11 protein-coding genes are annotated in these 13,617 nt (G+C 45.5%); 7 read left to right on the top strand and 4 right to left on the bottom strand.

Annotation, left to right across the window (positions count from 1 at the left end; translation table 11 throughout):
* Window positions 1-2 precede the first annotated feature (2 nt).
* Window positions 3-935: a hypothetical protein gene (locus AC5FX6_RS11105; RefSeq protein ID WP_493597121.1), complete on the top strand. Its 933-nt coding sequence runs from the start codon at window positions 3-5 to the stop codon at window positions 933-935.
* 202 nt (window positions 936-1,137) lie between these two features.
* Here AC5FX6_RS11105 and AC5FX6_RS11100 read toward each other — a convergent pair whose 3' ends face one another.
* The 3 genes from AC5FX6_RS11100 to AC5FX6_RS11090 all read right to left on the bottom strand — a co-directional run bounded on the left by AC5FX6_RS11100 (window position 1,138) and on the right by AC5FX6_RS11090 (window position 2,850).
* Entirely contained in the window at window positions 1,138-1,611 is a 474-nt protein-coding gene (locus AC5FX6_RS11100) for a hypothetical protein (RefSeq protein WP_493597120.1), read from the bottom strand.
* A 3-nt stretch (window positions 1,612-1,614) separates the two neighbouring features.
* The gene (locus AC5FX6_RS11095) at window positions 1,615-2,355 is read right to left on the bottom strand and encodes a hypothetical protein (RefSeq protein ID WP_493597119.1); all 741 of its coding nucleotides are present in this window, start codon (window positions 2,353-2,355) and stop codon (window positions 1,615-1,617) included.
* Window positions 2,356-2,487: 132 nt separating this feature from the next.
* Complete coding sequence (locus AC5FX6_RS11090; protein WP_493597118.1) at window positions 2,488-2,850, bottom strand: NINE protein; 363 nt, start codon at window positions 2,848-2,850, stop codon at window positions 2,488-2,490.
* A gap of 978 nt (window positions 2,851-3,828) precedes the next feature.
* Between AC5FX6_RS11090 and AC5FX6_RS11085 the strand changes: the two genes are divergently transcribed.
* The 6 genes from AC5FX6_RS11085 to AC5FX6_RS11060 all read left to right on the top strand — a co-directional run bounded on the left by AC5FX6_RS11085 (window position 3,829) and on the right by AC5FX6_RS11060 (window position 10,972).
* Window positions 3,829-6,663, top strand: coding sequence for a hypothetical protein (locus AC5FX6_RS11085; RefSeq protein WP_493597117.1), 2,835 nt, complete (start codon window positions 3,829-3,831; stop codon window positions 6,661-6,663).
* Window positions 6,660-7,682 (top strand): hypothetical protein, encoded by a 1,023-nt coding sequence (locus AC5FX6_RS11080; protein WP_493597116.1) that lies wholly within the window; start codon window positions 6,660-6,662, stop codon window positions 7,680-7,682. The genes AC5FX6_RS11085 and AC5FX6_RS11080 overlap by 4 nt, the downstream gene beginning before the upstream one ends.
* Window positions 7,683-7,908: 226 nt before the next feature.
* Complete coding sequence (locus AC5FX6_RS11075; protein ID WP_493597115.1) at window positions 7,909-8,472, top strand: hypothetical protein; 564 nt, start codon at window positions 7,909-7,911, stop codon at window positions 8,470-8,472.
* A gap of 288 nt (window positions 8,473-8,760) precedes the next feature.
* Window positions 8,761-9,978 carry a tetratricopeptide repeat-containing protein gene (locus AC5FX6_RS11070; protein ID WP_493597114.1) on the top strand — a complete coding sequence of 406 codons (1,218 nt, stop codon included), beginning with the start codon at window positions 8,761-8,763 and terminating at the stop codon, window positions 9,976-9,978.
* An 11-nt stretch (window positions 9,979-9,989) separates the two neighbouring features.
* Entirely contained in the window at window positions 9,990-10,403 is a 414-nt protein-coding gene (locus tag AC5FX6_RS11065; RefSeq protein WP_493597113.1) for a TIR domain-containing protein, read from the top strand.
* 14 nt (window positions 10,404-10,417) lie between these two features.
* The gene (locus AC5FX6_RS11060) at window positions 10,418-10,972 is read left to right on the top strand and encodes a toll/interleukin-1 receptor domain-containing protein (RefSeq protein ID WP_493597112.1); all 555 of its coding nucleotides are present in this window, start codon (window positions 10,418-10,420) and stop codon (window positions 10,970-10,972) included.
* Window positions 10,973-11,098: 126 nt separating this feature from the next.
* Here the strand turns inward: AC5FX6_RS11060 and AC5FX6_RS11055 are convergent, their stop codons facing one another.
* Window positions 11,099-13,606, bottom strand: coding sequence for a tetratricopeptide repeat-containing protein (locus tag AC5FX6_RS11055; protein WP_493597111.1), 2,508 nt, complete (start codon window positions 13,604-13,606; stop codon window positions 11,099-11,101).
* Window positions 13,607-13,617: the final 11 nt, after the last annotated feature.

The raw sequence follows: 13,617 nt of genomic DNA, 5'->3' as shown, positions 1-13,617 counted from the left end.
AAATGAACGAAAATCTTTCTTGGAGAGAGCTAAAGGCGCTGGATGAAATATGTACAAAGCGACAAACGAAGGCGAAAGTTCAACAGCACCCCTACATCAAATATTTATTTGACGACCGTGGGTTTTTGGATCATAAGCCAGCCAACACGAAGGTGCTAATTCCTGCGCAGGGATATGACCGTTACTATGGGGGCAAACACAAGGAGAATTTTCAAACGTATAGCGCGTTCTTCGCGCAACATTCGTTTCTTAAACCACAATCAAACTACAAGGAAAGAGACATACGGGTACTCATGTTAATCGCTGAGCAAAAAGATCAGATAAGCATGAACCAATACAGCCGGAAAAAATTTTCCAACAAATTTTTTAAGGATGCTAAATACCTTGTTCCAGACTCTTCATTAGAAAAGGCGGTTCTGAGTATTTTGGGACTTGAAAGCTTTTTGGGTTCAGATCCAAAGGATCAGCAATACAGAATTGTGCTTGACTGTAAAACCCCTCAGCGAATTGTCTTATGTGAAAATTTGGACTTTTTACTCTATCCAGAAATAGCCAGGGATAATAATATATGGCTTTGGTATGTGGGGGGCAATAATATTAAAAAGCTTGATTACCTTCCTCTTATTACCCTGCCGATCTATTATTCTTGCGATTGGGATTACCATGGTTTAAAGATCTATCAAAAAATAAAGCATAAAATACCTCAGATACAGTTGCTTTTCCCTTCTGCCGTAGGCGCCGCCAAATCAGTCTATTCTGAAAACCACCATAGTGATTGGCTGTATGATATTCCTTTCTCAGGATTAAAGCAAGACCCTGCTTATTATAGTGAAGAAGCAGATGTGCTGATCAGAAAGCTAATATCAAGACTGGAGTGGATTGAGGAGGAATCTAATGACTTGTTAGGGATGCTGAGTTTAACTTCTGATGATTGACCATTTTAGCATAGAATTGCTACAGATTCTTCTGCTTTTATTAACTTTCCCCACCCTATTAGCTACCGTTTCTAGACTATAGGGATACCTTGTAAGTGTCTAAGCTTAAGAAGTTAAGTTGCTAAACTATTAGACCTAGCGGATAAAGCTGAGGTACATTTGATCCCCAAATAGAACACCTTGTGCCAGACTGCTCTTTTGCTTAAGCTGGTACAAGATCAGCATGCGGTTTGGGAAGTAACGTCAGGTTTTGCAGGAGTTCCAGCAGGTGCTTCGCCTTTAACTGATTGGCTGCGGTGCGGTGGCTCACATTAACCTGGTAGGTGGATGTTCGAATAATGTCATAGCCTTTGTTTCGGGCTACCCGGTCTACGATCTTGACTGTTTCCCCTCTGGTGCGGGTCGCGCAGATGATGATGTCGCAGTTGAATTCATCCGCTAGTTTCCTGAGCTTACTCTCCAGCCCAGTGCCGGGGTCGCCCTGGCTTGCAATGCCTACCCGGATGCCCTGTATGCCGATGACGATCAGGAAGTCGTTTTTAGCCGGAATGCTGATGGTGTCGGGTACAACGGAGGAATAAGCAGGATAGGTAAGTAGCAGGAGGTGTGCCAGCTCGCGAATGGTCTGGGTCTTCCCCTTCCCTGCAGAATTCCATACTGAAAGGATTGTTTTCATAAATTAGGTATGTATAGTAGCTCTTCTTTGTTTCACAAATTCAAATCTGAATGTCAGCCATTGTTTATGCTCACCATTATTTCGGAAAAGAGCGTGCATCGCTTTGTGGCATACGTTTTCCAGGAGAGCATCAGATAGCAATTGATATTCCTCTACCAATTTTTTCAGGTTTAGGGTCTCAGGCTCTGCCCTGTGAGGGACGATAAGTAAGCCATCGCCCCACCGGGTGATGGAGGTTTGAGCGAGACGGAAGAAATCAATGTTGTCCCTGATGGCTTTTCCTCTTATAAGCTGATGATTGATAGTATGTGCGGCCAGTTTGTTTCTCAGATGATAGATTCCCAGCTCCTTTAGCCTCCTGCTATGTTCTTTTTTAGGAGGAATATTAAATAACTCAACAAGCTCCATTACCACGGCTACTTGCTGGTAAACCGCATTCAATAGACCGTAGAGCCGAAGATACTGTTCCCCGGTACCCCTCCCATGTCCCAGGCCATTTTTGCAAAACTCTTTTATAGCACTCTCCGTGTCTTCCAGTAAATCGACACCGGCGCGGAGCAGATCAGGCTCAACGATGTGATTGAATTTGAGCTTTGCCTTTAACTCTTCTTTATAATTTGCCTCATCATGCTTTTCCTTTGTGGGAATGTACCGAAGTATCCCCAGTAAAACTTCAGCATAGATCTCTTTATTGGACATCAGGGATAGATGCTCCTCGTCCGTTAAGCCTTGTGTAAATGTCATCTTGATAGAGCGATGGTAATTTGATTTCCTTAGTAAGCGAGAGGCGTTTTGGTTAAGCCAGCTCTGTCTGCTACATGACTTCTCGTCACAGCAGCAGCATGTCAGGTAGGAGCCCTGCCATTCAGCGTGGTCTTATGAGGTCTGCAGCACCCGCTGTTTCCTGGCGTTAAACTCAGCTTCCGTGAGCACGCCTTTTTCTTTTAGCTGGTAAAGCTTCTCCAGTTCGTCCATGGCCTGCATATTTGATAATGAGGGCATATTTACCGTTACCGGAGCGTGAGCCACGGTGATGATACCGTTGAATCTTCTGTTGAACTCCCCATCAGGCATGGTCAGGAACCGGAGAAAGTCGATAAAGCCGATAATCAAGGGAATGAAAGTCCAGCAGAAGAGTAGGCACAAAAAACTGCGCCCGACTTTGCCCAGGTAGAAGAACTGGCCGCCGATGCCCCCGAGGAAAAAGGCCAGAAGGGCCGCTGTGGTTTTGCTTTTCATAAGAAGGTGATTACTACAAGGTGTGAAATGATATGCCTGTTATTACTAGTTTCATTTCTGCGGATAGTGCCTGTTTAAAGTGAAAATATATTGTGACTCCGCACCGCTACGGTTCCATAGCGGAACTACCTGCATACTAGCCCTTTCCTTGAAAGTTGAAAAAGGCTCTGAACAGGCATTGGTACGATATGGCAATATTTACGGGATATCCGGGAGATTTTAATACCATTATACAAGTAGTATTGACACAGCGGTGCCTGTAGCTGCAAGTATAGTGATTTACTGGCATTAGAAGCCTGTCAGATCCATGTGATTTTTCCCATTGCGGTTCACGTTTATCATGTGATCCCTTCCCTGCAATGTTTCCACTTTGACTTTCTTTTATAGGTGGCGATCACGGTGTCCATGGTATGAGAAGAGCAATTCCTTAGCATATCTCAGGAGGGTAAAACGACTAATTGAATAGCCTACTAGACTGCTTGGTGCGCGCTACCTACTTGGCTGGTTTTTGTCAGGTGACCGCAAAGTAAACGCACTATGCCTGCCTGGGTTGAGAGGAATATGGAAATCGGCTGCCTTGGGCAAGCGAAGCTGCTAAGCATAGAAAATCCGGATGGTAATTGGATCAGTTTACTGTTTTCCATTCTCCGTATACTTTAGCATTAGAGTTTGAGGGATACACTGAAGCAGGCGTTGGAGGGAAGAAGGTTAGGGGTCATGGCTGCCCTTAATTTTCATCTACATACAAATTTCAATTGCCCATATCCCATTTTTCCCTGTGCCCATGCAAGTGAAATGTATCAGCTCTACTTTAGGTTGTCACATATCTATAATATATTCGTCATTGCTGTTCCACTTTCACAAAACAGGGTGGTTGACGAATCAGTATAGATTCCGTTCACACCGTAATTACTTGAGCGCTTGTCATGACGGCTGGCTGGACAGTAAAGACACAGTTAAGAAATAACATACCCGATCATGCAATTTACTCCATCCTACGCAGTAGAAGAAAAACTAAAATCATTAAGTGAACGGCTGAGGTTTTTAGCCCGAGATACCAATACAGCGAGACTGTATGTAGATCAAAATGTGAAATCTGCCAATCTCATGTATAACCTGTCCTTGGTTTTTTCTAACATACTGCTGGGTTTGCATTTCATTGACCGAAGTAAGCAAGCGTTTGAAAAAATAATTGACACCTATAATACTGACCATAAAACCCATATAGCATTTGCCGACTTTGAAAAATTAAACTGGATAAGAGTAATTGCAGGAGAGGCAGTACTGCCAAGGCTAATCAGTCATTTCGTTTGGCAGGTTGGGTCTTACGAAGAAGAAGGTAAACCAATTGAAATTCCTGCGGATAAAGTTGATTTGATTCGCTGCCTGCAAGTTTATTATGAAAGATGCTTTGCAGGTTCCAGGCTAACGATTTCAAGAATTGAACTGGAAGTTGTCTTGAACAAATTTGCTCCAAAAGACCTGAGTATTGATTATCTAGTTGATATAAAGGTGATTGGCTTTGATTCAAAAGCAGGTGTTTATTACTGGCAGGGTGGGGAGTATGCGAGGCATTTAAACAATGAAATCGCTTCTACACTTTGGCTTTTAATAGGGGGTGAGCATGCCACAGATGTTGAGTTTGGGTATTACTTTAAACTCATTCAGGGTGCTGAAATTTGGGTTGACGACTTAGGAAGATTTCTGAATCATAATAATACGGCAAAACTCAGTGAACTTGCTGTTTCATTTTTAGAAAATGAACATGATTTGCTTCAATCGGATGCTGAATTTACCAAAATTTGGCTCGATGCTGAAAATTATACGCATCTTGATATCAAGCAGGAAATTCCACGCGTGGATTTTAATTACGCTAGCACTTATGACTTCATAGAGAGTGTGCATTATTACAGGTGGCGTTTCCGTGATCTTTTTGATTATCAGAGAACAAGAAGCTACTGTCATCAATTGCTCAGGATAATTGTTTCATGCGAGACAGCGTATCCTACTCCGCACCAAAGTGTTTTAAAAATTTTAAAAGATACGTCAAGACCTTCTTTACTTTGGATTTTATACAATGACATTTCCAGGGAATTTCCCTTTGTCATTCCGTACCTGCTGACAGATGCTGAATTGCTTCCTGTTGCTTTCAGATTGACTGACAAAATAGAAATCGATCCATTGCTTTTATCTGAGCAGTCATCTGGAGATAGGGGAGCAAAGGAAAGCTATGAAGTCAAAAACTCGTTTTGGTTTGAAATGTTCGATCTGTGCTTAGAGCAGATTGGCTACCTGGATCAAGATGAAGGAGGGAAAGTTGTTGCAAAGATTATGCTTGATGTGTCTGGGAAAGTCTTCAGCACAAATACTAATAACAGCAATAGCATTAGCAACCACAATACACTAAGAATAAGATATGAAAAAGCGCTAAAGAAATTAGCCAGCCAAAGGGTCATAACGGATTCTGTTCATACAATACCGACTGGAAGTCCAAGGCATATCCATTCGCTCTTACCCGGCATAACAGCTTATCTTAAAGAGGCGATACAAAAAAGGCGGCCCAGTTACATTAACCATTTAGATTTAAATCTTGGGTTTATGGATTTGGGGATTGAAATGCTACGTCTTTCCAACCTGGAAAGTCTTGCATCGGGTAATTCGACTGATGAGGAAGTGAAGCTCGGGAATACCCAACGCGCGATAATCACGCTTTTGCAGCAGGAAATAACAGCGTTCTATCTAGCAACAGAAATTGACGTTCAAAATTTGAATTCAATCGAAACAGAAAAGAAAAAGCCCAAGAGAGGTGTCAGCACGTTTGGATTTGAAATTATTGACTGGGGATACCTGTATTTGCATTTTGAACGGACCAATGTATTGCAGCATATGCATGACAGTTTTGCCGTTTCCATACGTTTTGAAAAAGATGGCAATAAGTATGATGAGCAAAACCAGGAGCAGTATGAGAAAATAAGACTTTATTTGAAATCATTGATGCTTGCATTCATCTCTGTCAATCAAAAAAAGGATTTTTATGAAATTAGCGGGTTCCCGGTACAATCAGCTTTAGAGAAAATAGAATACTGGATTATAGAACTTTCACTGAAGTACTCAATTGACAATATCGCCAATGAGCAGATAGATGTCTTTGATGAAAGATTTAAGGTGATTGGTTATGACATGTATTATATGCAAATGACCAACTTGCTATATCGAAGTATAAACTACTTTAGCGATCAAACGCAACATGAATTTGTTTCTATGTTTTTTACATCAAGTAAAGATATAGGCAGAATGTTGTCTGCAATTAATATTTTAGATGCTAAAAAGCTAAAGGATCTGATTTCAAAGCAAATTAAATCAGTTGAGCTTGACGATTTTATCGCTTCAAGTTTTACAACGACAGAGCTTCAGTACGCACTGGTTGAAGCCATAAATTCTGAAGAACACTGGGATTTGGCAGAACCCTTGTTGTACAAAGTTCAGCAACACCTTAAGAGAGTCAAGCTGCATGATGAGCACACAGACAATTTACTTTTTGAGATACAATTACTGCTAGCATTCAAAGAAAAAAGTATAGATAAACTCACTGAGCTGGAACCCCCTGCAAAGGAGAACTACTATCGGGCTGTAAATAGGAAAGCCATAAATATTCGGCGGTTTTTTATAGCGCTTCATAAAATTTACAATGAGAAAAAATATGAAGAAGGCAGCTCAATCCTAAAGACTCTTCTATCATACGAGCCTAAAAACGTGCGTTATGCATTTCACCTGTATCGTTCACAAACCTTAAAAGCGATCGAAACCAAATGAACCTTGCCTTACTCAACCAAGCAAATCAAGATTGGGAAAGCTTCATCGACAATTTATCCAATGAGGAAAGGGAGGAGCTCTCTGAGTTGACAGAACCAATTGCAAGCAATGCGATACATCGGCTTATTGCCATGAAGGATAGTATGCGATTTGACCAGACAATCAATAAGCTTTCAAAAAGGTATTTGTATGCGGAAGAGTTAATCCCTCCAATTTATAATTATTATGTTGAGAGGGACTTGCATGAATTAGCGTTTGACTACCTGCTAAAAGCAGAAGAGTACTTCGTTGAAAGCGATAAGTCCATTTCAGCACCGATGCGCACTTTGCTTGATCGTTCCGAATCAGTTCAGCTACTGGCCAAATATAAAATAAGTCTTGACAGGATTAGAGGGCTCTCCCCAGCCAATATTCCAAAAATTTCACCTGAGACTATTAACGATAAGCGACAGTTAAACAAATTTATACTCAGCGAGATTATTCAGTCCTTAAGAATTGTTAGGGAGAAACTTGAAGCGTTAAGGCAGGTGACACATGAGAATAGATTTAATGATTTTCTACAAGCTATTCTTCGGTTCCGGTTACCTATTTGGGGATGGTCAATACCTGATCAACCAAGGCTAGGCACTTCAACTGGGGGAGCTGATGCTGGGAACGCAGATTTGGTTATTCAATCTGGAGGGGGTACCAACATAGCCCTTATAGAAGCATTTATTCTGCGGGACAAAGACTATACACAGCTCCATATTTTGAAATGCCCCCATTACGTTGGCACAATTGATAAGTATTACGTTGTTGTGTATTACTTAGGAAACGCATCAGATTTTGAAATGAAATGGAATACCTATCAGTCTGATGTACTCACTGCTTCGTACCCTGCTAATTTTGAAATCGACAAAACAGTTGGCTTTGAAGATGTCTCCGCGGAGTTTACGGATGTGGTAAATTTCAAAATCGCCAAGACAGTGCATCATACTAAACTAGAAATGTTTCATATCATGATCAATTTAGGTAAGTAAACCTACCGGGCAGATAGGCTAATAAGGCACCTATGTTGACAATGGAAAGACGCCTGTAGCTGACAAATGCCAGGTGATGAGGCATTTTGGAGAAGAACAAATAGGGCCATAAACTATATATATTGTCTCACAGCATGGTAGGAGTGCATAAAACTTTTACCAGGTAATCACACAATCTATCTTTTCAAAGTTGAACAATATGAGCATAATGAAGTAAAGTTTATGTATGGCAGAATCAGCAAAATCTAATAGAGCTCGTGTTGCTGCATTGGCTGGTCGCAGACCCGATGCCAAGGATGCAGAAACCAGTAGATTCCCTTTAAGCAAAGTGCCGGATGTAAGAGCAGCTGTAAGAGAGCTGTTTACCCGCGAAGAAGTGACGCATTTAGTCTGTTCTGCGGCCTGTGGAGCAGATCTAATTGCATTGGAGGTAGCAGACGGACTAGGGATAGAGAGTCATATTATTTTACCCTTCCCCCCGGCAGTTTTCCGGGAAGTGTCCGTGATTGATCGGCCGGGAGAATGGGGCAGGTTATATGATGAGCTGATCAGTAAGGCAAAGGCAGGGGGGCGCTTACAGGTGTCAAACTATCCACAAACAGATAATCGTGCCTTTTATAAGACCACCGAGGCCATCGTTGACCAAGCTGTTTTACTCTCGAAAGATTCACAGGCATTGGCTGTTGTAATTTGGGAAGGAAAAAGTCGCGGAGACAATGATGCCACCCAGGACTTTCTAACGCTTAGTCAAGGGACAGGTTTTCACACTGTTGAGATTTTAACCCGGTAGCATTTAGATTAGCTTGACTCAAAATCGCTAAGCAGGACATGTAAGGTTTCAGGAACTAGTTGAATACCGAAACATGACTATTCTCTGAGGGAGAGCAATTGGCTTCTATTATGGTGATCCCTGTGATTTTTCCCATCGATCTTAGGGGAATTAACCGTGTTCCCGGCTGCGTTCTGTTTTCTAGCCTCTTAGAAAATTCTTACCTTTGGATAGGTTGCGTCCCGGCTTCCTTCGCTGGGTCTGTCCGGCTGCTGAACCGGCAGCCAAGCAAAACTTAATCCCGCCTACATGAATAAAATATGCTTCGTGATCATGGGTTTTGGTAAAAAGTCAGATCCCTCCACAGGGAAGACCCTTGACTTAGACAAGACCTATCTTAATATTATTCAACCGGCCACACAGGCGGCAGGCCTGGAGTGTATACGGGCAGATGAGATACAGGAGAGCGGTCTGATAGATAAAAGCATGTATGCGCTGTTGATGTATGCGGACCTAGTGATTGCTGATATATCCACTTATAACCCTAACGCAATTTATGAGCTAGGGATCCGGCATGCGGTCCGCCCATTTTCTACCATCATCATCAAAGAGCGCAACGGAAAGATACCATTCGATCTGGACCATAGCCGTATTTTCCATTATGACCACATGGGGGATGATATCTCAGCCACGGAAGCCAGCCGGTGCCAGAGAGAGCTGCAGCGGCTCATCAGGGACGTGCTGGAGGGGAAACAGGTGGATAGTCCCCTGTATGAGTTTATCCGCGGCGTCCATGCCCCATCCTTACCGGAAGCAGAGTACAGTGAGCTAATAGCCAGACTTGCCAGAGAAGAAAAGTACCTGTTTGCTCTACGTCAGAAAGCACTTGACGCTATGGCCGCAGAACGCTTTCAAGAGGCTGCCCTGGCTTGGGAGCAGGCGTCCAGGCTGACACCCAATGAAGGGTATTTCGTGCAGCAGCAGGCGCTCTGCACCTATAAGAGTAAGCAGCCTTCAGAGCGGACGGCATTGCAGGATGCATTGCTGGTAATCAGCAGACTCAATCCAGACGGGGATACGACAGACCCGGAGACGCTTGGGATTACAGGTGCCATTTATAAGAACTTATACCGCTGCGACGGCGATTTGGAGAACATCAACCGGGCCATTACTTACTACCAGAAGTGCTATGTGGTTCGGAATGATTATTACACTGGTGAGAACTATGCCCACTGTCTGGAGCTCAAGCGCCGGGCCGTAACGGATGAAGAGGAACGGATTTACCTGAAGATAGAGGCTAAACGTACCAGACAATCTATTGTGGAGAACCTGAGACGACTACTGGCCTCAAGTGAAGAAGTGCGGGTGGATCAGAAGTGGATATACGCCACCCTGTCTAACTGTCTGCTGGCCCTCCACCACGAGGAAGAGTCAAAAAAATACGAGCAGATGTTCCGGGATATGGAACCCCTATCCTGGGAGACAGCTTCATTTGAGGAGGCAAGACAAGAAATATTAAATCCATAATATAGAAAGGAATGAAAAAGAGAGTGTTCATTAGCTATGATCATAGCGAAGACAGAGGTTATAAGGAGCTTCTCCGGGCCTGGGACGCGAATAGCGCCTTTGATTTTGAATTCGATCTGCGGTCCCCCAACGTAGCCATCGACAGTGAGGACGCGACACGGATTAAACAAGCCCTTACAAGGATGATGCGGGAGGCGGAGTACCTGTTGGTTATTGTCGGGCAGAAGTCATGGACAAGCGAATGGATGACGTGGGAAATTGATCGGGCTAAGCAAAAGGACGTAAAGCTCAAGCTGGCGGCGGTCAAGATCAGCAATAACTATACTACTCCCTTGGGGCTGCTCAACGCGGGTACGGCTTTTGCCACTGCCTTTGAGCGGGATAGAATCATCAGTGCCCTAGAACGAGCCACCAATCGATATTAAGACGCATTCATCAGATGGAATTTATTACCAGGAGTGACTTAAGCGCCAAACGGTACAGCTTTCAGAAAGCGCATGCCTACGGTGCCCTGAAGGAAGCGCTGAATGAGAGCAGGCAGCGGTCAAGCTTATCTTCCGAAGTAACCGTTTTCCTGTCCCATAAGCACGAGGACAGGGATGTGCTGGAGGATGCGGTTGCTTTCCTGAAGGGGTTAAAGGTGCATATTTATGTTGATTGGGCCGACGAAGGCATGCCTGAAAGAACCAGCGGCGCTACCGCAAACAGGCTAAAGGAGAAAATCAAGTCGTGCCGGAAATTCATCTTATTGGCCACTGAGAAGGCTATCCATTCCAAATGGTGTAACTGGGAGCTGGGCCTGGGGGATGCGCATAAGTACCTAGATCATATCGCCCTATTAGTGGTGCAGGACGACCAAAAGGCTTTCAGCGGCAGTGAGTATCTGGAGATATACCCGACTATTGGGAGACGCTATGCCTCCAGTGATCAGTATTTTGACGTTAGATTCCCGGACGGCAGTACCGTCGACTTGGAGGAGTGGTTACGGCGCTAACAGGCACCTGCCCGCGGCCTCTACAAGTACATTTTAGCCACCGGTAGTATGAGGTGCCCTGCCTAAAAAGTCTGCTGACTTTTTAGGCAGGGCACCGGTTAATTATATAATGCCTTGAGAGGCGCATCATGTACGCCTCCCAAGCTTGAGGTAGTGCCTGTTGCAGATCCATAGGTAAGCCTTAGACCACAGCCAACCGGCCGTAATAATCGCCAAGCTCAACAGCAGGAATGCGGCAGTGAGGAGGATGGCCCAACTCAGGCTGTCCAAGGGGAGGAGAACATTCCTAAGTATTTTTAGGACGACAGGGACCAGAAATAATAAAGTAAGTACGACGAGCAGGGGAAATGTTTGGCGCATGTGCTTGGAAAGTTTCCAAAGCTTGAACATACGACTACTGGCAGCTTGTAGCAACGTTAGCAGGTTCGCAGGGACGTCTGGCCGCTGCAGGTCGCCGGTTATTGTTAAGAAAGGCCAAGCAGTCGCTTTGTCAGGTGTGGATCCTAAACTGGTTATCTGTTTATCAAATTGATGGCTAGTCATCAGGTATCCGCTTGTCATCAGCGCATGGGCCTCCGTGTCATGGAATGCATCCAGGTCCGTGCGAACAGCGGCTAACAGTTCCTGGATGTCCTTTCTGATCCCGTAGGAAGTGAGAGGTCTTGATGAAGGAGCTTTCTCCCCAGGGTCGTCACAGTGAATCCAGTCGACATTCGTCACATCCAGTTCAAGTTTCAAGTGGACAAACATTAGCCCTTTCAACAGACCGGCGCGGAGCCGTGTGACCATGTCTTGGTACTGGGCATTGCGTACACGCTCCATCAGGATGTTGTTTGCGCGCATGGAAACACTCCACGGGTTGGAGTTAGGGTTGTCCATGGCGTTCATCTGTCCGCTGGCATCACTTATTAGGAGCATGGTACAGTCCTGTTCTAGGAGTCCGCAAATACCCTGGTTGTCGTGAACACCGCCGTCCACCAGGCGAATGACTTTACCGTCGTACAAATTAGGAAGGGCAATGGGGGCAAAGAGACCCGGCACACAGGCAGAAGCGGCAACGGCATGGCCCAGGCGAATTTTTCGCTGGAACTTCTCTTCCCCGGTAATCTTGTAGTACATGCGACGTAACCTGTAGTTACTGTCAATTTCCTGAATACTGGCGGGTGACTCTCCCATCCAGGAGGCTGTAAACTGCCAGTTGTGGCCGGTGTTAAGGGTTGTGGCGTTCAGGATGAGAATCGGAACTTTCGCATGCCGGCGCCAATTATCGAATTTGGGATGAAAGGGGGTGATTTTGTTTCCGTTTGAATCCATGGGGTTAATAAACAGGCCGTTGAGCCAGCGCGGCTGTCCTTCCTCCCCGTCCGTCACCTTTGAATAGAGGGCCTGCTCAAAGAGTTCGCCAGCACGGGAGGTCCTAGAGTATACGTTGTGGAAGAGCATTTTCAGGTTCGTAAGCCAACAGCCAGGAATGCGGTTGCGGATATTCTCCTGTACGCCGGACAGAAAGTTGGCTGTGATGCGCTCCACAATCTGGATATAATGCTGCCGGGTGATGGCACTGTCAGGTGTTGTCTGGAGTAGGTGGCGTACCTCCAAGTAATAGTAGGCCCCGATAACGGCGCCGCCTGAAACGCAGGAGAGCACCTCCACATGGCGGAGCATATCCAGCTCCGCGAGCCGAGCGAGTACGCCGATGTGGTAAAGCGAGGCCCTAAAGCCACCCCCTGAGAGCGCCAGCCCCACTTTGCCTGAGAAGGCTGTCCGAAGAGCCGCGGTATTGTCCCCGGTCAGGATCATCAGCACTTGCCAGGCTCCAGAATTTATCATTTGGTTGCTCTGGCGTGCTTCCCGCAGGATCGCGATGTGCGCCAGTTGCCGGGTAGTAGTCTCCAATTGCCATTCCTCTACGTCCTCTAGGCTTATCGCTTTCTGAAGCGAGGGACGTGCTTTGTCATACTGCTCCAAACCAAAGTAAATCTCCGCGACTGTTACTAGGAACCACCATTCCTGTTCCAGCTGTTTGCCCTGTGGGTTCTGGTGCTTGGAAAGGAGGGCGTACAGGAGCTCTTCACGGATTCGCACAGCCTCCCGGCGATACTCACCGGCACTGGAAGGGGCCGTGACACCATGGAGGGAATCGGTGACCTCGTGCTTGGCGAGCAGGTCCAGCATAAAAGCCGCGTTGATACCGGTATAGCCATTGTCCTGGGCTGGCCCCTGCTCGAAACCAAGACGGTAATAAGCTAGCGCCTGTTTCAGGTGCTGCACCTGCCCATTCATCTCCCACATGCGCTTGTGAATGGCTCCGGCTATCCCTAAGGTTTCCTGGTCCGTGCTGTGGTGCAGATTTGGTGCCCCGTCAACCAGGATACGGAGTGCCTGGTCCAGACGCTGCTGCAGTGGCAGGTCCTGATCTTTATAGGTGCAAAGCGCAAGCTTCTGGTCCATTACAAGGCCGAATTCCGGCTCCATGAAATCGCTGTGGCGTGTACGTTCCAGTAACTTCCGAGCATAGCGGAAGGCTTTTTCTTTTTGTAACTGTTTACACAGTTCGAGGATACGGGTAGGGCTTGCTGCCTTGCCCTGCAAAATGAGGAGGGTCTCATCAACTGCGAAACTGTTCTGACTCATAGGGTAGAGGT

The sequence above is a fragment of the Pontibacter sp. LHS2 genome (assembly GCF_058932845.1).
The sequence above is the reverse complement of the archived record's forward strand: the minus strand, read 5'-3'. Positions and strand labels throughout refer to the sequence as shown.

Coding starts and splice junctions, on each gene's coding strand:
- AC5FX6_RS11070 (WP_493597114.1), top strand. CDS start 8,761: ATGAATAAAATATGCTTCGTGATCATGGGTTTTGGTAAAAAGTCAGAT.
- AC5FX6_RS11100 (WP_493597120.1), bottom strand. CDS start 1,611: ATGAAAACAATCCTTTCAGTATGGAATTCTGCAGGGAAGGGGAAGACC.
- AC5FX6_RS11105 (WP_493597121.1), top strand. CDS start 3: ATGAACGAAAATCTTTCTTGGAGAGAGCTAAAGGCGCTGGATGAAATA.
- AC5FX6_RS11090 (WP_493597118.1), bottom strand. CDS start 2,850: ATGAAAAGCAAAACCACAGCGGCCCTTCTGGCCTTTTTCCTCGGGGGC.
- AC5FX6_RS11095 (WP_493597119.1), bottom strand. CDS start 2,355: ATGACATTTACACAAGGCTTAACGGACGAGGAGCATCTATCCCTGATG.
- AC5FX6_RS11060 (WP_493597112.1), top strand. CDS start 10,418: ATGGAATTTATTACCAGGAGTGACTTAAGCGCCAAACGGTACAGCTTT.
- AC5FX6_RS11055 (WP_493597111.1), bottom strand. CDS start 13,606: ATGAGTCAGAACAGTTTCGCAGTTGATGAGACCCTCCTCATTTTGCAG.
- AC5FX6_RS11080 (WP_493597116.1), top strand. CDS start 6,660: ATGAACCTTGCCTTACTCAACCAAGCAAATCAAGATTGGGAAAGCTTC.
- AC5FX6_RS11075 (WP_493597115.1), top strand. CDS start 7,909: ATGGCAGAATCAGCAAAATCTAATAGAGCTCGTGTTGCTGCATTGGCT.
- AC5FX6_RS11085 (WP_493597117.1), top strand. CDS start 3,829: ATGCAATTTACTCCATCCTACGCAGTAGAAGAAAAACTAAAATCATTA.
- AC5FX6_RS11065 (WP_493597113.1), top strand. CDS start 9,990: ATGAAAAAGAGAGTGTTCATTAGCTATGATCATAGCGAAGACAGAGGT.